The 18,531-nt window shown below is 54.5% G+C and carries 23 protein-coding genes; 9 read left to right on the plus strand and 14 right to left on the minus strand.

The features are described 5' to 3' along the window. Positions 1-44 precede the first annotated feature (44 nt). From ACG0Z5_RS06150 to yfbV, 3 genes are all read right to left on the minus strand, one after another. Positions 45-704 (minus strand): sugar phosphatase, encoded by a 660-nt coding sequence (locus ACG0Z5_RS06150; protein ID WP_394446107.1) that lies wholly within the window; start codon positions 702-704, stop codon positions 45-47. An 11-nt stretch (positions 705-715) separates the two neighbouring features. Then, positions 716-1,210, minus strand: a complete 495-nt coding sequence (locus ACG0Z5_RS06155) for a YfbU family protein (RefSeq protein WP_319628835.1) — start codon at positions 1,208-1,210, stop codon at positions 716-718. Positions 1,211-1,296: 86 nt separating this feature from the next. Further along, the gene (gene yfbV, locus ACG0Z5_RS06160; RefSeq protein ID WP_394446108.1) at positions 1,297-1,752 is read right to left on the minus strand and encodes a terminus macrodomain insulation protein YfbV; all 456 of its coding nucleotides are present in this window, start codon (positions 1,750-1,752) and stop codon (positions 1,297-1,299) included. A 338-nt stretch (positions 1,753-2,090) separates the two neighbouring features. On the opposite strand from yfbV, the gene ackA reads away from it, so the two are divergent. Both ackA and pta read left to right on the plus strand, forming a co-directional pair. Continuing rightward, the gene (ackA, locus tag ACG0Z5_RS06165) at positions 2,091-3,293 is read left to right on the plus strand and encodes an acetate kinase (RefSeq protein WP_394446109.1); all 1,203 of its coding nucleotides are present in this window, start codon (positions 2,091-2,093) and stop codon (positions 3,291-3,293) included. 76 nt (positions 3,294-3,369) lie between these two features. Then, positions 3,370-5,511, plus strand: a complete 2,142-nt coding sequence (pta, locus tag ACG0Z5_RS06170) for a phosphate acetyltransferase (RefSeq protein ID WP_394446111.1) — start codon at positions 3,370-3,372, stop codon at positions 5,509-5,511. A gap of 66 nt (positions 5,512-5,577) precedes the next feature. Here the strand turns inward: pta and ACG0Z5_RS06175 are convergent, their stop codons facing one another. From ACG0Z5_RS06175 to ACG0Z5_RS06195, 5 genes are all read right to left on the minus strand, one after another. Then, complete coding sequence (locus ACG0Z5_RS06175; RefSeq protein ID WP_394446112.1) at positions 5,578-6,531, minus strand: transketolase family protein; 954 nt, start codon at positions 6,529-6,531, stop codon at positions 5,578-5,580. After that, positions 6,524-7,357, minus strand: coding sequence for a transketolase (locus ACG0Z5_RS06180; RefSeq protein WP_394446153.1), 834 nt, complete (start codon positions 7,355-7,357; stop codon positions 6,524-6,526). The genes ACG0Z5_RS06175 and ACG0Z5_RS06180 overlap by 8 nt, the downstream gene beginning before the upstream one ends. Continuing rightward, positions 7,357-8,745 carry a PTS ascorbate transporter subunit IIC gene (locus ACG0Z5_RS06185; protein ID WP_394446114.1) on the minus strand — a complete coding sequence of 463 codons (1,389 nt, stop codon included), beginning with the start codon at positions 8,743-8,745 and terminating at the stop codon, positions 7,357-7,359. Before ACG0Z5_RS06185 ends, ACG0Z5_RS06180 begins: the two co-directional genes overlap by 1 nt. A gap of 30 nt (positions 8,746-8,775) precedes the next feature. Then, positions 8,776-9,048: a PTS sugar transporter subunit IIB gene (locus ACG0Z5_RS06190; protein ID WP_319628829.1), complete on the minus strand. Its 273-nt coding sequence runs from the start codon at positions 9,046-9,048 to the stop codon at positions 8,776-8,778. A gap of 81 nt (positions 9,049-9,129) precedes the next feature. After that, entirely contained in the window at positions 9,130-9,573 is a 444-nt protein-coding gene (locus ACG0Z5_RS06195; RefSeq protein WP_394446115.1) for a PTS sugar transporter subunit IIA, read from the minus strand. 216 nt (positions 9,574-9,789) lie between these two features. Between ACG0Z5_RS06195 and ACG0Z5_RS06200 the strand changes: the two genes are divergently transcribed. Next, positions 9,790-10,809 (plus strand): LacI family DNA-binding transcriptional regulator, encoded by a 1,020-nt coding sequence (locus ACG0Z5_RS06200; protein ID WP_394446116.1) that lies wholly within the window; start codon positions 9,790-9,792, stop codon positions 10,807-10,809. 3 nt (positions 10,810-10,812) lie between these two features. Here the strand turns inward: ACG0Z5_RS06200 and yfcD are convergent, their stop codons facing one another. The 3 genes from yfcD to yfcF are packed head-to-tail and all read right to left on the minus strand — an operon-like array spanning position 10,813 to position 12,661. Beyond that, on the minus strand, positions 10,813-11,355 hold the full coding sequence (yfcD, locus tag ACG0Z5_RS06205; protein ID WP_319628826.1) for an NUDIX hydrolase YfcD: 543 nt from the start codon (positions 11,353-11,355) through the stop codon (positions 10,813-10,815). Positions 11,356-11,410: 55 nt separating this feature from the next. Continuing rightward, positions 11,411-11,962, minus strand: coding sequence for a phosphodiesterase (yfcE, locus tag ACG0Z5_RS06210; RefSeq protein ID WP_319628825.1), 552 nt, complete (start codon positions 11,960-11,962; stop codon positions 11,411-11,413). Positions 11,963-12,016: 54 nt separating this feature from the next. After that, positions 12,017-12,661 carry a glutathione transferase gene (yfcF, locus tag ACG0Z5_RS06215; protein ID WP_394446117.1) on the minus strand — a complete coding sequence of 215 codons (645 nt, stop codon included), beginning with the start codon at positions 12,659-12,661 and terminating at the stop codon, positions 12,017-12,019. 138 nt (positions 12,662-12,799) lie between these two features. On the opposite strand from yfcF, the gene yfcG reads away from it, so the two are divergent. The 6 genes from yfcG (at position 12,800) to ACG0Z5_RS06245 (ending at position 16,318) form a co-directional block, all read left to right on the plus strand. Continuing rightward, positions 12,800-13,429, plus strand: coding sequence for a GSH-dependent disulfide bond oxidoreductase (gene yfcG, locus ACG0Z5_RS06220; protein WP_394446119.1), 630 nt, complete (start codon positions 12,800-12,802; stop codon positions 13,427-13,429). A 49-nt stretch (positions 13,430-13,478) separates the two neighbouring features. Beyond that, positions 13,479-13,841 carry a dihydroneopterin triphosphate 2'-epimerase gene (gene folX / locus ACG0Z5_RS06225; protein ID WP_394446120.1) on the plus strand — a complete coding sequence of 121 codons (363 nt, stop codon included), beginning with the start codon at positions 13,479-13,481 and terminating at the stop codon, positions 13,839-13,841. Between the two features lie 18 nt (positions 13,842-13,859). Beyond that, positions 13,860-14,753, plus strand: a complete 894-nt coding sequence (locus tag ACG0Z5_RS06230) for a TIGR01777 family oxidoreductase (protein WP_394446121.1) — start codon at positions 13,860-13,862, stop codon at positions 14,751-14,753. 226 nt (positions 14,754-14,979) lie between these two features. Then, entirely contained in the window at positions 14,980-15,234 is a 255-nt protein-coding gene (locus tag ACG0Z5_RS06235; RefSeq protein ID WP_394446155.1) for a hypothetical protein, read from the plus strand. A gap of 15 nt (positions 15,235-15,249) precedes the next feature. Then, the gene (locus tag ACG0Z5_RS06240; protein ID WP_394446122.1) at positions 15,250-15,810 is read left to right on the plus strand and encodes a DNA-binding protein; all 561 of its coding nucleotides are present in this window, start codon (positions 15,250-15,252) and stop codon (positions 15,808-15,810) included. A gap of 13 nt (positions 15,811-15,823) precedes the next feature. Further along, positions 15,824-16,318: a GNAT family N-acetyltransferase gene (locus ACG0Z5_RS06245; protein ID WP_394446123.1), complete on the plus strand. Its 495-nt coding sequence runs from the start codon at positions 15,824-15,826 to the stop codon at positions 16,316-16,318. Positions 16,319-16,350: 32 nt separating this feature from the next. On the opposite strand, the gene hisP is transcribed toward ACG0Z5_RS06245, so the two are convergent. The 3 genes from hisP to ACG0Z5_RS06260 are packed head-to-tail and all read right to left on the minus strand — an operon-like array spanning position 16,351 to position 18,531. Further along, on the minus strand, positions 16,351-17,124 hold the full coding sequence (gene hisP / locus ACG0Z5_RS06250; RefSeq protein ID WP_319628818.1) for a histidine ABC transporter ATP-binding protein HisP: 774 nt from the start codon (positions 17,122-17,124) through the stop codon (positions 16,351-16,353). 7 nt (positions 17,125-17,131) lie between these two features. Then, complete coding sequence (locus tag ACG0Z5_RS06255; RefSeq protein WP_394446124.1) at positions 17,132-17,848, minus strand: ABC transporter permease; 717 nt, start codon at positions 17,846-17,848, stop codon at positions 17,132-17,134. Beyond that, entirely contained in the window at positions 17,845-18,531 is a 687-nt protein-coding gene (locus tag ACG0Z5_RS06260) for a histidine ABC transporter permease HisQ (protein WP_394446125.1), read from the minus strand. The genes ACG0Z5_RS06255 and ACG0Z5_RS06260 overlap by 4 nt, the downstream gene beginning before the upstream one ends.

The following is an 18,531-nucleotide window of genomic DNA, read 5'->3' on the forward strand; positions in this document are numbered from 1 at the left end:
TCTGGCATAAAAAAGCCCCGCCGAAGCGAGGCTATATCATGCATTTAGTCTTTCAGGCGCACGGCGACATTTCCATCAGGCTGCCGGGTGACGTCCAGTGCTTCCAGAGTGGTGAGCACGTAATCCGCCTCGTTAAGGCGCGGTGCATCGGCAGGAACGTTAACGGCGATGACATGACAGCCCGCCGCCAGACCCGACAACATGCCAGCAGCGGCATCTTCAACCACCGCACATTCCGCAGGGGCAAACCCTAAAAGCTTAGCCCCGAGCAGATACGCATCCGGCTCCGGCTTGCCGCGTTTGACCTGCTCGGCGGTCACAAACACTTTTGCTTCCGGCAAACCCGCCGCACGATGGCGGGCATGGGCGATAGGCACCGTCCCCGAGGTCACTATAGCCCACGGGATCCCAGACTCATCCAGATGATTAAGCAGCGCGACTGCACCTGGCAAGGCGGTTATTCCTTCCAGATCCTGCGCCTCAACCTGCTCAAGCCAGGCAAATTCAGCCTGGATCTCTGCCTCGGTTTTATTCGCGAGGAAGTGACGCAGCGAGGTGATCGCCTGTTTACCATGAATGAAATTCAGCACCTCGTTATGGCTCAGGTCATGGCGATCGGCCCAGCGACACCAGGAACGCTCCACCACTGGCAGCGAATCTACCAGCGTCCCATCGAGGTCAAACAAAAAGCCTTTGCACTGCACGGCGGCCTCCATCAGGCGTTGATAATCTGATTAATTTCGTTGCTGCTCAGATGATACTGACGCGGGCATGCGTGCCATGCGCCCAGCATACGCTGGTATTTTTCCCACATTGGGGTCTGCGCGTTGAAGCCGTGGGTACCCGCATCAAAATGGGTATAACGGCCTTCGGTGTTGACCATAAAGCGTACGTAGCCAAGATAACGGGCTTCCGTTGCAGCGTCGAAACCGAGGAAGGTGACGCGGCGTTCATCAATGGTGTTGGCGTCTTTCTGATTGGTCCAGGACACGTGCAGAGCGTGGTACATCTCCATGATATCGATGATAGTGCGGCAGGTTTCTTCGGTCAGTTGGCCGAATTCGCGGTCCAGCTCGCGCATTTGCAGGCCATAGCCACGCTCGATGATGGTTTGCAGGCGGCGATAGCGCTCTGCGTTGTCGGGATCCATCATGGTCATCATTTTGTACTGATTCGACAAAATCAGACGTTGCGCGTTGGTCATTTCCATTTTTCGACTCCTGTTGCACTTACGGCAAGAAAAAAAGAGGGCTTACAAACTGTATGCCCTCTTTTATATGCGTTTTTGATGGTTAATTACAAATCATCAAGGAAAGTTTTATCCAGTTGTTTGAAGGCGCGCTTAAGCGTGTCAGCTAATGCCTGGTAATCCGGTTTACCCTCCACCGGGGCCAGCGCCTGGCCGGACTCCTGCAATTTGCCGCGCACTTCATAGAACCAACTCAGAATGGTCGGCGGTAATGGCGTCACCGAACGCTTGCCGAGCCACCACATGCCCTGCATCGGCAGACTCAGCGCAAACAGCGCGGTCGCAACGGCGGGGCCAAGCTGGCCGCCAAGGGCGATTTGCCAGCACAGCGTAAACACCGCCAGCGGGGGCATAATGCGAATGGCATAGCGCGTGGCGCGGATCACGCGGTTCTCAACAAACACGGGAGCAAGTCGCTTTTCTAACGGCCACGTCTTAGCGTAATGCTGCCCACGGCCAAACAAACTCAAAAAGTTAACCGGGCGGTTCTCGGGTGTCGACATGGCGTTACCTCAACTTCACAGATAAAAAATCAAAATTTCGTGCAAAACAACAACTATGCATGACAACGTTCAAAACATTTTGGCAATAAAGGCGGCATTCAGGTATCCTGTGCGGCCTGAGATGGGCGTAGACCCGTTCTCGCGATTCGTCAAATTATTGCACATTCTTCCATTGGATGAAAATTGTGCAAAACTGAATCCTGAAACACCCGATTATTCTTCGTCATGCCAGAAAATGTATCAGGCATGATGTTAATCATAAATGTCAGCGTCATCATGCGCTACGCTCTTTGACTCACTGACGTTTTTTTAGCCACATAAGATTAATAGGTACTTCCATGTCGAGTAAGTTAGTACTGGTTCTGAACTGCGGTAGCTCCTCACTGAAATTCGCCGTTATTGATGCGGTAAACGGTGAAGAATACCTCTCTGGTTTAGCCGAATGTTTCCATCTCCCAGAAGCACGTCTCAAGTGGAAAATGGATGGCGGCAAACAAGAAGCGGCTTTAGGTGCAGGCGCCGCTCACAGTGAATCGCTTAACTTTATCGTTAACACTATTCTGGCACAAAAACCAGAACTGTCAGCCCAGCTGACTGCCATCGGTCACCGTGTTGTTCACGGCGGCGAGAAGTACACTGGCTCCGTGGTTATCGACGATTCCGTTATTCAGGGTATCAAAGATGCAGCCTCTTTTGCACCGCTGCACAACCCTGCGCACCTGATTGGCATCGCGGAAGCGCTGAAATCCTTCCCGAATCTGAAGGACAAAAACGTCGCTGTCTTCGACACCGCGTTCCATCAGACCATGCCAGAAGAATCATACCTGTATGCTCTGCCGTACAGCCTGTACAAAGAACACGGCGTTCGTCGCTACGGCGCACACGGCACCAGCCACTTCTTCGTGACTCAGGAAGCCGCTAAAGTTCTGAACAAACCGGTTGAAGAACTGAACATCATCACTTGCCATCTGGGCAACGGTGGTTCCGTTTCTGCTATTCGTAACGGTGAATGTGTTGATACCTCCATGGGTCTGACCCCGCTGGAAGGCCTGGTAATGGGCACCCGTTCTGGTGACATCGATCCGGCTATCATCTTCCATCTGCACGACACCCTGGGCATGAGCGTTGATGCTATCAACAAAATGCTGACCAAAGAGTCTGGCCTGCTGGGCCTGACCGAAGTCACCAGCGACTGCCGTTATGTCGAAGACAACTACGAAACCAAAGCTGACGCTAAACGTGCAATGGACGTTTACTGCCACCGTCTGGCGAAATACATCGGTTCTTATACCGCGCTGATGGATGGTCGTCTGGACGCAGTCGTGTTCACCGGTGGTATCGGCGAAAACGCCGCAATGGTTCGCGAACTGTCCCTGGGTAAACTGGGCGTTCTGGGCTTCGACGTTGATCATGAGCGCAACCTGGCTGCCCGCTTCGGCAAGTCTGGCTTCATCAACAAAGAAGGCACCCGCCCTGCCCTGGTCATCCCGACCAATGAAGAATTGGTTATCGCACAAGACGCAGCTCGTCTGACTGCCTGATTCCACACCGCCAGCCTAGCTGGCGGTGCTGTTTTGTCACCCGCCAACCCCTGGCGGTAACGAAAGAGGATAAACCGTGTCCCGTACAATTATGCTGATCCCTACCGGAACCAGCGTCGGCCTGACCAGCGTCAGCCTTGGCGTTATCCGTGCTATGGAACGCAAAGGCGTTCGTCTGAGCGTCTTTAAGCCAATCGCGCAGCCGCGTGCTGGTGGCGATGCGCCAGACCAGACCACGACTATCGTCCGTGCTAACTCCAATCTGCCAGCGGCTGAACCGCTGAAGATGAGCCACGTTGAGTCTCTGCTGTCCAGCAACCAGAAAGACGTGCTGATGGAAGAGATCATCGCCAACTACCACGCTAACGCTCAGGATGCTGAAGTGGTGCTGGTTGAAGGCCTGGTCCCAACCCGTAAGCATCAGTTCGCGACCTCCCTGAACTACGAGATTGCCAAGACCCTGAATGCGGAAATCGTGTTCGTAATGTCTCAGGGCACCGACACTCAGGAACAGCTGAAAGAACGCATCGAACTGACCCGCAGCAGCTTCGGCGGCGCGAAAAACACCAACATCACCGGCGTTATCGTTAACAAACTGAACGCACCGGTTGATGAGCAGGGCCGTACTCGTCCTGACCTGTCTGAAATTTTCGATGACTCTTCCCGTGCGAAAGTCGTGAAAATCGATCCGGCAGAACTCGCGGCCTCCAGCCCGCTGCCAATGCTCGGCGCGGTGCCATGGAGCTTCGACCTGATTGCGACCCGTGCCATCGACATGGCGCGTCACCTGAATGCCACCATCGTTAACGAAGGTGACATCAACACCCGTCGCGTGAAGTCTGTGACCTTCTGTGCGCGTAGCATTCCGCACATGCTGGAACACTTCCGTGCAGGTTCCCTGCTGGTGACCTCTGCTGACCGCCCTGACGTGCTGGTTGCCGCGTGTCTGGCAGCGATGAACGGCGTTGAGATTGGCGCTATTCTGCTGACCGGTGCTTACGAAATGGATGCACGCGTGAGCAAGCTGTGCGAACGTGCGTTTGCGACTGGCCTGCCGGTATTCATGGTAAACACCAACACCTGGCAGACCTCCCTCAGCCTGCAAAGCTTCAACCTTGAAGTGCCGGCTGATGACCACGCGCGTATCGAAAAAGTGCAGGAATATGTGGCCAGCCACATCGATGCTAACTGGATCGAATCCCTGACCGCGACCTCCGAGCGCAGCCGTCGTCTCTCTCCGCCAGCCTTCCGCTACCAGCTGACCGAGCTGGCGCGTAAAGCAGGCAAACGCGTGGTTCTGCCAGAAGGCGACGAGCCGCGTACCGTGAAAGCGGCTGCCATCTGTGCTGAGCGCGGCATCGCAACCTGTGTGCTGCTGGGTAATCCGGAAGCCATTAACCGCGTTGCTGCAGACCAGGGTGTTGAACTGGGCGCTGGCATCGAAATCGTCGATCCTGATGTGGTACGTGAAAGCTACGTGGCTCGCCTGGTCGAACTGCGTAAGAGCAAGGGCATGACCGAAGCCGTCGCTCGCGAACAGCTGGAAGACAACGTTGTACTCGGCACCATGATGCTCGAGCAGGACGAAGTTGACGGTCTGGTTTCTGGCGCGGTTCATACCACTGCTAATACCATCCGTCCACCGCTGCAGCTGATCAAAACTGCACCGAACAGCTCGCTGGTTTCTTCTGTGTTCTTCATGCTGCTGCCAGAACAGGTTTACGTTTACGGTGACTGTGCGATCAACCCGGATCCAACCGCTGAACAGCTGGCCGAAATCGCTATCCAGTCTGCAGATTCTGCGGCTGCATTCGGTATCGACCCACGCGTGGCGATGCTCTCCTACTCTACCGGCACCTCCGGCCAGGGTAGTGACGTTGAGAAAGTGCGTGAAGCCACCCGTATCGCGCAGGAAAAACGTCCGGACCTGGTTATCGATGGCCCGCTGCAGTATGACGCCGCCGTAATGGCTGACGTTGCGAAATCTAAAGCGCCGAACTCTCCGGTTGCAGGTCGCGCTACCGTGTTCATCTTCCCTGACCTGAACACCGGTAACACCACCTACAAAGCGGTACAGCGTTCAGCAGACCTGATCTCCATCGGGCCAATGCTGCAAGGTATGCGCAAACCAGTGAACGACCTGTCTCGTGGCGCGCTGGTAGACGATATCGTCTACACCATCGCTCTGACCGCGATCCAGTCTTCTCAGCAGGATTAATCCTCGCGGGTTCACTGAAATGCAAGAGGCAGCCAAATGGCTGCCTTTTTTTATGGCTAACAATCATTACAGCAGTTCTTTCGCCGCTTTGACTATCTCATCCGCCGTCAGGCCATACTCCTGTTGCAGGAAGTCCTGGGTGCCGACCTGGCCGTAACGCTCCTTGACCCCCACACGACGCATCGGCACCGGGCAGGTTTCAACCAGCACTTCTGCCACCGCTGAACCCAACCCGTTATGAATGCTGTGGTTTTCGCAGGTGACGATACGCCCGGTTTTCTCGGCGTAGTTCTTCACCAGCATCCGGTCGATCGGTTTCAGGGTAAACATGTCGATCACCGCCGCGCTAACGCCTTCTCTTTCCAGCCGACGCGCCGCTTCCAGCGCTTCCGTCACCATGATCCCGTTGGCGATAAGCGTAATGTCGTCACCTTCGCGCAGCACGTTGCCTTTACCTATGGTAAAAGTGGAGCCCGGCTGATACACCGTCGGCGCCTGTTTACGAATGGTACGCACCCAGTAAAAACCCTCAAGATCGATCAGCTGGTTAAGGATGGCCTTAAACATGGTGGCATCGGTCACTTCCATCACCACCGAATTCGCCAGCCCGCGCACGATGCCCATATCCTCGAATGACATGTGCGTCCCGCCGTTGTGACAGGCGGTGACGCCCGCATCCGAGGCAATAACTTTGACGTTATTGCGCTGATAATCGAGCGACATAAACAGCTGGTCGAAGCAGCGACGGCTGGCGAATGCGGTAAACGTATGCACAAAGGGTTTACGTCCGGTGAGCGATAGCCCGGCGGCGGTGCCAATCACATTCGCCTCCATGATCCCGCAGTTGATCACCTGCTGCGGGTATTTTTTCTGCACGCCATCCATCGCCATGGAACTCATCAGATCGGCTTCAAGGGCAATGATTTCGCTGCCAGCGTCAATCTGCTCTGCCACAAAACCGGCATAGACTTTACGCATCTCGATGGCGTCTTTTTCTCCGGCAGGTGCGACCTTAATCATGTGCGGCCTCCAGTTGGGCAATCGTATCGTTGAGAATGTGCTTCACATCATCCGTAAGGCGCAGGTGATGCGAGTTCCCCAGTTGTTCGAGGTAGGGCACGCCCTGCCCTTTGATGCTGTCGAGAATTACCAGCCGGGGGCGGGCATCCGCCGCAGGTACAGGCTTCACCGCTGCCAGCAAACCGGGAATATCGTCCCCTTTCACCGTCACCACATCAAAACCAAAGGCGCTGAATTTCGCCGGTAAATCGAACGCACAGATGATTTCATCCAACTCGCCGTCGAGCTGCTGTTTGTTCCAGTCGACAAACACCGTCAGGTTATTCAGTTTGTGGTGCGCGATAAACTGGAACGCCTCCCAACATTGCCCCTCGTTCAACTCGCCATCGCCGACGATGCAGAACACCCGATTGCTGCGTCCGGCCAGCTTGTGCGAGAGCGCCATGCCCCCCGCGATAGAAATTCCCTGCCCCAGTGATCCGGTGGTGGCATCAACGCCGCGCGTTTTTAGCCTGTCCGGGTGGCTCGGCAGCTTAGTGCCGTTCTGATTCAGGGTGCTGAGCTCTTCCTGCGGGAAGTAGCCTTTAATCGCCAGGGTGCTGTACAACGCCGGGCCCGCATGCCCTTTGGACAGCACAAAGTAGTCGCGCCCTTGCCAGTCCGGGTCACCTGGGTCAATCCGCATGACATCGCCGTACAGCACCGCCAGGGTTTCCACTACCGACATGCTGCCACCGTAGTGACCAAAGCCGAGGTCAGTCAGTGATCTGAGGGTCGCAACGCGGATGTCGCGTGCCAGTCGGGTTATCTCTGCAACTGTTGTCATCATTTGGCTCCTGTATTTTGCGGTGAATCGTTACCGGCCACTTTCCCCTTGGCCAGATAGTTGAACAGCACCAGCAGCGCAAAAATCACCACGACCAGTCCGGTAATGGCCATCGGCGAGAGGAAGCGCGCCAGATTACCCAACACGATGCCTACCGCGCCGAAATCGGCATCCGAGAAGGTGGTATTAGCAAAGCCCAGAGCGCCAAGCACCGGGAGCAGTAAAACGGGCAGGAAGGTAATCAGCAGACCGTTCGCGAAGGCCCCCATCATCGCCCCGCGGCGTCCACCGGTGGCGTTACCGAACACGCCCGCAGTGGCTCCGGTGAAGAAGTGCGGCACCACGCCAGGCAGGATAAGCACCCATTTGAACTGGCCACACAGGAACAGGCCCACCAGTCCGCCGAGGAAGCTGAACAGGAAGCCTATCAGCACGGCATTCGGGGCGTAGGGATACACCACCGGGCAGTCGAGGGCCGGACGTGCATTAGGCACCAGTTTTTCCGAGAAGCCGGTAAACGCCGGGACAATTTCGGCCAGAATCAGGCGCACGCCCTGCAGGATGATGAACACCCCCGCCGCGAAGGTAATCGCCATAATGATGGCGTACACCAGATAGTTTTGGCCGCCGCTGAACGTCGCTTCGACATACTCCCGCCCCGCGCACACCGCCATGATCAGATAGATGATCATCATGGTGAGTGAAATCGAGATTGAACTGTCGCGCAGGAAGCTGAGATTTTTCGGCAGGTTCATCTCTTCGGTCGAGCGAGACCCCTTCCCGACCTTGCTGCCGATCCAGCCGGACAGCACATAGCCGAGGGTGCCGAAGTGACCGAAGGCAATATCATCGTTCCCGGTGATGCGTTTCATGTAGCGCTGCGCAATCGCCGGGAAAAAGGCCATGATAAGCCCGAGGATCAGCGACCCGGTAAAGACCAGACCGATGCCTTCAAAGCCCGCCACGGTGAGGATCACCCCAATCATGCATGCCATGTAAAAGGTGTGATGCCCGGTCAGGAAGATGTATTTCAGCCGTGTAAATCGAGCCACAATGATATTCGCCACCATGCCAAAGGCCATGATCAGCGCCGTAGCGGCCCCGTATTTCTCGAGTGCAATAGAGACTATCGCTTCGTTATTTGGGATGATGCCCTGAATGCTGAACGCGTGTTCAAACATCCCGCCTAACGGATTCAACGAGCCGACCAGTACACCCGCGCCACCGCCCAGCACAATAAAGCCCAGAATGGTTTTTACCGTGCCTTTAACGACATCTGAAAATGATTTCTTTTGTGCGACCAGTCCAATCAGTGCAATTAACCCCACCAGCACTGAAGGGACTTTTAAAATATCTACCACAAAGTTAAGCGTTTCGAGGATAAACATATCTGCCCCTCACTCAAAGTGGAGTCATGATTAACGGCTGGCGAAATAAGCGCTGAGCTTATTTTCCAGTTCATTGATGTCGATAATATTATTAATGACCACCAGCTGATGGTCCGGCACGCTGGCGCTCAGGGCAATATCCTTTGCCATGACAAACAGGTCAGCCGCACCCGGCGTGGCTGATGACAGGTCCGAGTGCTCAACCTCCGCATCAATATTGAGCTTCTTGAGGACTTTTTTAATATTCATCTCGACCATAAAACTGCTGCCGAGACCGGATCCGCAAATCGCCATAATTTTCATTATTGTCACCATTTTTTGGTAAAGTCAGCCCGCACTTTACCCGTAGGTAAAATGTCGGAGGTCAGGGGTAAAACGAAAAAATCAGAAACGGGAAATTATATTTTTTATCTCCTCTCGGGTTTTCGCCTGGTGTAGCAACAGCATCTCTTCATCACTGGAAAATAACGCTGCCAGCGACGAGATCATTTCAATGTGACTGTGTTTATCCGGAGCCGCCAACATAATAATCAGATCAACCGGATCGTGCTCTTGCGAGCCAAAACTGACGCCATGTTGCAGCTTCAGTAATGAAAGCCCTAACCCTCTGGCCCCCTCTTCCGGTCTGGCATGGGGCATCGCAAGCCCGGGAGCCAGCACGTAATACGGGCCCAGTTTGTGATGACTTTCAATAATCGCCGTCACGTATTCCGGCCCGATAGTGTGCGCCTCCAGCAGCGGCTGAGCGCAGATTTCCAATGCCTGTGACCAGGTGTCGACCTGCTCCTGCAACAGGATGGTTTCCTCGTGGATCCATTGACTCAGCATGGTGTTCTCCAGCAATGGGGTAGTGGACAAACTTTATGCAAGGTCCAGAGCACTGACTGTGATGATAATCACAAAGATAGCGCTACCAAAAAAGCAGGTGAAAGATTTGTGATAGCGCTATCAAAATGTGAACATCCTGTAATAACTCAGCAAAAGGAGGGATTTCCGGCGTATACTGCATGCACTTTCAAAACGAGATTTCAATCAGGAAGAAGCATGTCTCTGACCCGAAAACGTCGTAGCACCGGCAAAGTCACCCTGGCCGATGTGGCGCAGCTGGCTGGCGTGGGAACGATGACCGTTTCCCGGGCGTTACGTACGCCGGAGCAGGTCTCCGATAAACTCCGGGAAAAGATTGAAGCGGCGGTTCAGACCCTGGGCTATATGCCCAATATGGCGGCGAGCGCGCTGGCTTCAGCGTCATCGTGGACCATCGGCATGGTGGTGCCGAGCCTGGCGGAAGCCGGTTGTTCAGAAATGTTTGCCGGGTTGCAGCAGGTGTTGCAGCCTGCGGGCTATCAAATCATGCTGGCGGAATCACGCCATCATCTCGATCAGGAAGAGAAACTGCTGGAGACGCTGCTGGCGTCCAACATCGCCGCCGCCATTCTGCTCAGCGTGGAGCATAGCGACACCGCCCGGCAGTGGCTGGAAAACAGCGCCATTCCGGTGATGGAAATCGGGGCCAAGCGCACCGACCCGCTGGATATGAACATCGGGATTGATAACGTCGCGGCGATGTTTGAACTGACGCAAATGCTCATTCAGCGCGGCTATCAGAATATCGGCCTGCTGTGCGCCAACCAGGAACAATGGATTTTTCAACAGCATTTGCAGGGCTGGTACAAAGCGATGCTGCGCCACCATATGTCGCCCAACCGGGTGATTAACGCCGCAGAACCGCCTACCTTTTCCACCGGTGCGGCGCAGCTACCCGAGTTTTTACTGGCCTGGCCGGAACTGGATGCGCTGGTGTGCGTGTCGGATGAAATGGCGTGTGGTGCGCTGTATGAATGCCAGCGTCGGCGGATTAAAGTGCCGGAGGATTTGGCGGTAGTGGGCTTTGGTGACAGCGATGTGAGCCGGGTGTGCCAGCCACCGCTGACCACGATTTCGGTGCCGCATCGCCAGATTGGGATTGAAGCAGGCCGCGCCCTGCTGGCGCGTCTGAATGATGATGAGTGGGAAGAAAACACCGCCATCGCCGCAAAACTGTGTTTGCGGGATAGCTGCTAATCGTTACTCGGTTTCTTCTTCTTTCGCTGATTCGTTGTTGGCATTGCGGGTCATCCACAGCGCGAGCGCTTTCAGGGAATCCGGGGTGAACTCATCGCAACGCGCGGTAATCTCTTCCGGTGTCAGCCAGCATACTTCGCTGACCTCTTCTTCCTGCAACGCAAACGGGCCATGAGAGACGCAGCTAAAGAGACTGCCCCACACGCGACAATGTTTGTCTTCGAAATAGAACTGACCGTGGTCAGCAAACGGCACGCCAGCAATCCCCAACTCTTCTTCCGCTTCACGACGGGCTGAATCAAGCAGCTGTTCGTCGGACTGCACAACCCCACCCGCAGTGGCATCCAGCATACCCGGCATGAAATCCTTGGTTTCTGTGCGACGCTGCACCAGAATTTTTCCCATACCGTCGTGAACCACAATGTAGGTCGCGCGATGACGCAAGCACTGCGCGCGCATTTGCTCGCGGCTTGACTGTGCGATGACCTCATTGTCTTCGTTAACGATGTCCACCCATTCTGTGCTTGCCAAGTTCTGCTCCACCATCAGAAAACCTTCTCTCTATAGCGCTCTCGCGGCGCGTTTACGGTTGTCGGGTAAATTACGGATTAATTGCAACCTCTGCAATAACCCGTTGATCATTGAGTGCTAAAACCCGCAATTTATTCCCCTCCATCATCCCGTAGCTGGCGCTAAAGCCACCTTTTGGAATGCTGACGGAACCCGGGTTGAAGTGGAAGATATCACCTTTGCGTTCTGCAACCGGAATATGAGTATGACCATAAACCAGCACATCGCCAGCGGAAAGCGCAGGCAGGTTATCAGGGCCGAACAGATGCCCGTGGGTCAGGAACAGGCGCTGCTCTGCGGTTAATACCTGCTGCCACGGCGCAGTGATGGGGAAATGCAGCAGCATCTGGTCGACTTCACTGTCACAGTTGCCCCGCACGGCAATAATCCGCTCTGCCAGCGTGTTTAATCGCTCCGCGACTTCAGCGGGCGCATAACCTTCCGGCAACGCGTTGCGTGGGCCATGATTAAGCACATCGCCCAAAATTACCAGATAACGTGCGCCACTCTGCGCAAACAACGACAGTACGCGTTCAACGGCGGGCAAAGACCCGTGAATATCTGACGCAAACATCAGTTTCATCAATCATTCCTCCACGATAAAACCGCACTATCATAACGGATTATTACCGCCTGTTCAGCCAGCGTGTTTAGCGGAGAGCGCGATATAGCGCTGAATGGACGCGCGCTGCCACTGGAAGGCGGCATAATCTGCGAGCGGTTCAGGAACATCATCCCCGTTCAGCACCAGTCGATTAAGCATTAACGCCAGGTCAGCATCTGCAATTGACCATTCACCAAACAGATTCGGCTTGCCGTGCGCCAGCAGCGCATGGGCGGTATCGAACAGTTTCGCGGCGGCTTTCTGCCCTTCGGCGCTGAGCGACGGTTTTTTCACACCACCAAATACCACATCGGTGGAACGTTCTTCCCGAATCGGCATTAAATCACTGCGTAGCCAGGCCTGGATCTGGCGGGCACGGGCACGCTTTTCAATATCATGCGGATAAAGACGCTCCCACTGCGGCGGAGCAAAACGCTCGTCCAGGTATTCCGTAATAGCCGAGGATTCGCTCAACGCAAAAGCATCGACTTCCAGTAAAGGCACCCGGCGGGTAACGCCATATCCTTTCCATTCGGTGTTGAGATGTTCACCCTGATTTAAATCGACACTTTTCAGGCTAAAAGCCAGCCCTTTTTCCTGCAATGCGACATAGACGGACATCACGTACGGCGAGTAAAAATTGGCATCGGACCACAGCGTAATCACGGGACGAGTCATAGCTTCCTCAACGGTTTGCGGGTGAAAACGTCAACATATCGTGTCTTTGTCATACTGTCACTTGATGAAAACTCACACAATTGACCTAAGCACCTATACTCCAGAAGTCATGAAAATAGCCCACGCCCAGGAGTTAAAATGATTGACCTCTATTACGCCCCTACCCCGAATGGCCATAAGATCACGCTGTTTCTGGAAGAAGCCCAGATGGCCTACCGCCTGATTCGCGTGGATATCAGCAAAGGCGATCAGTTCCGTCCTGAGTTCCTGAGTCTCTCACCGAATAATAAAATTCCTGCCATTGTCGATCATGTGCCCGTCGACGGTGGTGCGCCGCTCAGTTTGTTCGAGTCGGGTGAAATCTTGCTGTATCTGGCGGAAAAATCAGGAAAGTTGCTGAGTGGTGAACTGCGCGAACGCCATGTCACGCTGCAATGGCTATTCTGGCAGGTCGGCGGTCTGGGCCCGATGCTGGGGCAAAACCATCATTTCAACCATTTTGCGCCACAGCCTGTGCCGTATGCGATTGAACGTTATCAGGTTGAAACCCAACGCCTGTACCACGTGCTGAACAAACGGCTGGAAATATGTCCGTGGCTTGGCGGCGAGCTTTACAGCATTGCCGACATCGCCTGCTGGCCGTGGGTAAACGCCCATCAGCGCCAGCGCATTGACCTGCAAAATTTCCCGGCGGTGAAAAACTGGTTCGAGCGTATTCGTCAGCGCCCGGCAACCGAACGCGCGATGCATAAGGCCCACGCGAATTAAAACGACTTTGTTGTATTATGGCGGGGATAACAACAAGGAGAAGCCTGCAATGTCCCAGCCAGATGCCATTATTCGTATTAAGAACCTGCGCCTGCGCACCTTTATCGGTATCAAAGAAGAAGAAATCGCTAACCGTCAGGATATCGTCGTTAACGTGGTTATCCACTATCCTGCGGAAAACGCGCGCAACAGTGAAGACATCAACGATGCGCTGAATTATCGCACCATCACTAAGTGCATCATTCAGCATGTCGAGAACAACCGCTTCTCTTTGCTGGAAAAATTAACTCAGGATGTGCTCAACATCGCATGCGAACATCACTGGGTCACATATGCTGAGGTAGAAATCGACAAACTTCACGCGCTGCGATACGCCGATTCGGTCTCAATGACCATGAGCTGGCGACGCTAGGCGCAATCCGGAGGTTGCATGAAGATCCTGATTACCGGCGGTACTGGCCTGATTGGCCGTCATTTGATTCCACGTCTGCTTGAACTCGGGCACAGTATCATAGTGGTAACCCGCAGCCCGGAGAAAGCCCGCCAGCTGCTCGATGCCCGGGTTGAACTCTGGAAGGGACTCAGCGAATGCAGCAATCTGGACGGTATCGATGCGGTAATCAATCTTGCGGGCGAACCCATCGCCGACAAACGCTGGACCGAAGAGCAAAAACAGCGTTTATGCAACAGCCGCTGGCAAATCACCCAGAAGCTGGTTGAACTTATTGCCGCCAGCAGTCAGCCGCCAGGCGTATTCATTTCAGGCTCTGCTGCGGGCTACTACGGTGACCTCGGCGAGGTCGTCGTCACCGAAGATGAGCCGCCACACAACGAATTTACCCACAAACTTTGCGCCCGCTGGGAGCAAATTGCCTGCGGGGCACAGAGCGACGCGACCCGTGTTTGCCTGTTGCGAACCGGAGTGGTGTTAGCGCCCAAAGGCGGGATCCTTGGGAAAATGGTGCCTCCATTCAAACTCGGACTCGGTGGCCCAATTGGCAACGGCCGTCAGTATCTGGCGTGGATCCATATTGACGACATGGTTAACGGCATTCTTTGGCTGCTGGATAACGCTCTGCGCGGCCCATTCAACATGGTTTCACCTTATCCGGTTCGTAACGAACAGTTCGCCCATGCCCTGGGCCATGCGCTGCATCGCCCGGCGGTGTTACGCGCCCCGGCCACGGCGGTCAGGCTCTTGATGGGGGAATCATCCGTTTTAGTGTTGGGCGGACAACGCGCGCTACCTAAGCGCCTGGAAGACGCTGGTTTCACTTTCCGCTGGTACGATCTCGAAGAAGCGTTGGGTGACGTGCTGGCCTGATTCAGCTCATTCTCATCACCTTTATCTCCCCATTCCAGTGTCACCGTTGCAACCGCACTGGAATGCTGCTCGCATCCCTGAAATTCTCCTTTCATCTTGATCGCCAGAACACTATCCACGGCTCGCGTCTGGCGTAATCTCTGCCTCTGCACTGCGATTATTTTTCGCACATGCGACCTGTTGACATGCGTCAACATTCTATTCATACTGCACAGGACATCAAATGATGAAGGAACATCCTGATAAACATATTAGGGCAGCCGTCCACTATGCCGTGTCAAAAGGCTGGATTTTTAACTGGGGTGGAAACAGCTCGCACTGTTATGGGCGGCTAAAATGCGGAATACCGGAACATCATCAACATATGATGAGCGTTTGGTCTACTCCGCGATGCCCGCAGAATCATGCCCGCCAGATTGTCAGGAAAGTCGATAGCTGTACCCCACGGCAATCCTTGTTTAAAGAATTGCTGGTTGACTGAAATAAGGAGCCACCTATGTCGCTTTTCAATTTTACCCTGACGCTGTCAGGCGTGACATCAGATACCCCTGGTCTCGAAGATGCGTTGTTTGCCGCAGGCTGCGACGATGCTCTGGTGTGCTTTTACGGCACGGCGGTGTATCTCGAATTCGATCGTGAAAGTGAAAGCCTGGCGCAGGCCGTACTTTCTGCCATCAATGATATTGAAACCAGCGGGATCGGTGCCCGCGTCGAATCGGTTGATTCTACCCTCGTTGGGCTCAGCGATATCGCGGAGCTCACGGGCCTCACCCGCCAGGCCATTGCATTGCTAAAAGACGGTGCCCGCGGTTCACGTCAATTTCCCGGTCCGGTTCAGCGAGTGAAAGGCAACTCCCCACTCTGGCACTGGCGTACCGTGGTTGACTGGCTGGCAAGCGAAGGGCGTATTGCGGCTGATTCTTCACTTATCGCCAATGCACATATTCTCGATAGCATGAATCTGGCTTTACAGCTCCGCTCGTCACTCGAAAAGAACACTGTGATGCACTATCTTCATCAGCTGGAGCAGCAACATACCTCATCGATCGCACAATGACGCCGGAGAAAGCATGCCCGTTTTGACCACCTCGCGCCTTACTCTGACATCGCTCTGTGAAAGCGACTGGCCCTGCTTTCTGGCGTTACGTACGCATCCGCAGGTAATGCGTTTTATGGGGGAATCCCTTCCCGAGCAGAGTCTTCGCCTGAAATTTGATTCGCGTCTTGCGGGCAACGTTTTCGCCATTCGTGAGAGTCAGGGAGAGTGCGTGGGTGATATCGGGCTACAGGTGAGTACACACAACCCACAGGAAGCAGATATTGGCTATGCGCTGCTTCCGCAGGCGCAAGGCAAGGGATTCGCGCAGGAAGCGTTAACGGCGGTCTGTGATTATGGTTTTACGTCGCTTGGTCTGTTGGCGATTAATGCCTGGGTGCTGGCTGATAACACCGGTTCGGTGCGATTACTGGAAAAAAATGGATTTAAACGCGGGCAGGTGCTTGAGAAAGCCTTCGAAATAAACGGGGAGTTTTATGACGACTGGGTCTATCGACTGGAGCGCTAATCTCCCCCCGCCCCGTGGACGAGGGGGTAATCTTATTTCAGCGAGCCCTTGAGGAACTGCTGCAAACGGGCGCTCTTCGGATTGCCGAACACCTCATCAGGATGGCCTTCTTCTTCAATCAGCCCTTGATGCAGGAAAATGACGTGGGAAGACACATCGCGGGCAAAGCCCATTTCATGCGTAACCACCACCATCGTTTTCCCCTCTTCCGCCAGCTTCTGCATGATGCGCAGCACTTCACCCACCAGCTCAGGATCCAGCGCAGAGGTTGGTTCATCAAAAAGCAGTACTTCGGGTTCCATCGCCAGCGCACGGGCAATGGACACGCGCTGCTGTTGTCCCCCGGACAGATGCACCGGGTATTTGATTTGCTGCCGCTCATCAATCCCGACTTTCAGCAGGTACTTCACCGCCCGCTCGCGCGCTTCCTGTTTGCTGAGGCCCAGCACCTGAATCGGTGCTTCCATGACGTTTTCCAGCACCGTCATATGGCTCCACAGGTTGAAGTGCTGGAACACCATCGTTAAACGGGTGCGCAGCAGGCGCAGCTGATTTTTATCCGCCACTTTCAGCTGGCCGTCTTTATCCCGCACCAGGCCAATGTTTTGCCCACTGACCACAATATTGCCTTCACTGGGTTTTTCGAGGAAGTTAATGCAACGCAGGAAGGTACTTTTCCCCGAGCCGGACGAGCCGATAATACTGATAACATCACCGGCGTTGGCCTTCAGTGACACCCCTTTCAGCACTTCATGTTCGCCGTAGCGCTTGTGCAGGTCGATAACGTTTAATTTATTGTCAGGCATGATGTTCTCAGTGTGTCGAAGAGGGTTTCACATGTTGCAGCCAGCGTTTTTCCGCCTTGCGGAACAGGCTAATCAGCACATAAGAGATAATCAGATACAGCACCGCCGCAATCCCAAACGCGGTAAACGGCTGGTAGGTGGCAGAGTTGATATCACGGGCGATTTTCAGCAGATCCGGCACCGTGGCGGTGAACGCCAGCGCGGTTGAGTGCAGCATTAAAATCACCTCGTTGCTGTAGGCCGGAAGCGCGATACGCAGCGCCGAAGGTAAAATGATGCAGCGATAGAGTTTCACGCCTGAAAAACCGTAGGCACGCGCGGCTTCAATTTCACCGGCCGGAACTGAACGAATCGCTCCGGCAAAGATTTCGGTGGTGTACGCACAGGTATTCAGCGTCAGCGCCAGCACCGTACAGTTCAAACCGCTGCGGAAAAAGGCATTCAGCAGTTCGGTCCCTTTGACGATTTCCAGCGTATACATCCCGGAATAGAACACCAGCAGCTGCACATATAGCGGCGTGCCGCGAAAAATGTAGGTGAATAACCAAATCGGGAACTGAACGTATTTGTTGCTGGATACGCGACCAATGGCCAAAAACACCGCCAGAATGCCGCCCATCACTACCGAAGAGATCAACAGCCACAGGGTGATGGCCACACCGGTAAAGCGGTAGCCGTCGGTCCACAGCAGGGACTTCCAGTATTCCTGAATAATCTCGATCACAGGTCAGCCCTCTTCACACCCACGGAATAACGACGTTCAAGCAGCAACAGCACCCCATTTGAGACCGTCGTAAATACCAGATAAATCAGACCGCAGACGACAGCGAAGTAGAATGGCTCCCAGGTACTTTTTCCGGCGAGCTGCGTGGCCTTGACCACATCTTCCAGCCCTAACAGCGAAACCAGGGCGGTCGCTTTCAGAATAACCTGCCAGTTATTGCCAATGCCCGGCAGCGCAAAGCGCATCATTGCCGGAAACAGAATACGCACGAACGTCTGGCGAGAGGTAAATCCGTAGGCCGTGGCGGCTTCGATATGCCCTTTCGGTACGGCCATAAAGGCACCGCGGAAGGTCTCAGTGAAGTAGGCCCCATAGATGAAACCGAGGGTAATAATACCGGCGATCATCGGGTCGATATCAAACTGCGTCATACCCAAAGCATCGGTAATGCTGTTGAGCACAATTTGTAGACCGTAGAAAATCAGCAGCATCAGCACCAGATCCGGCACGCCACGGATCAACGTGGTGTAACCTTCAAAAATCAGCGCTAAGGCTCGATTGCCAGAGAGTTTACCCGCCGCACCGGCCAGGCCGATAAGCACCGCCAGCACCACGGAGCTGAGGGCCAGCTCAAGGGTGACCAGCGCGCCCTGAAAGATAACTTGCGAAAACCCGTACAGCAT

Origin of the sequence: Scandinavium sp. M-37 (assembly GCF_043558715.1) — a bacterium.
Lineage (GTDB): Bacteria > Pseudomonadota > Gammaproteobacteria > Enterobacterales > Enterobacteriaceae > Scandinavium > Scandinavium vulneris_A.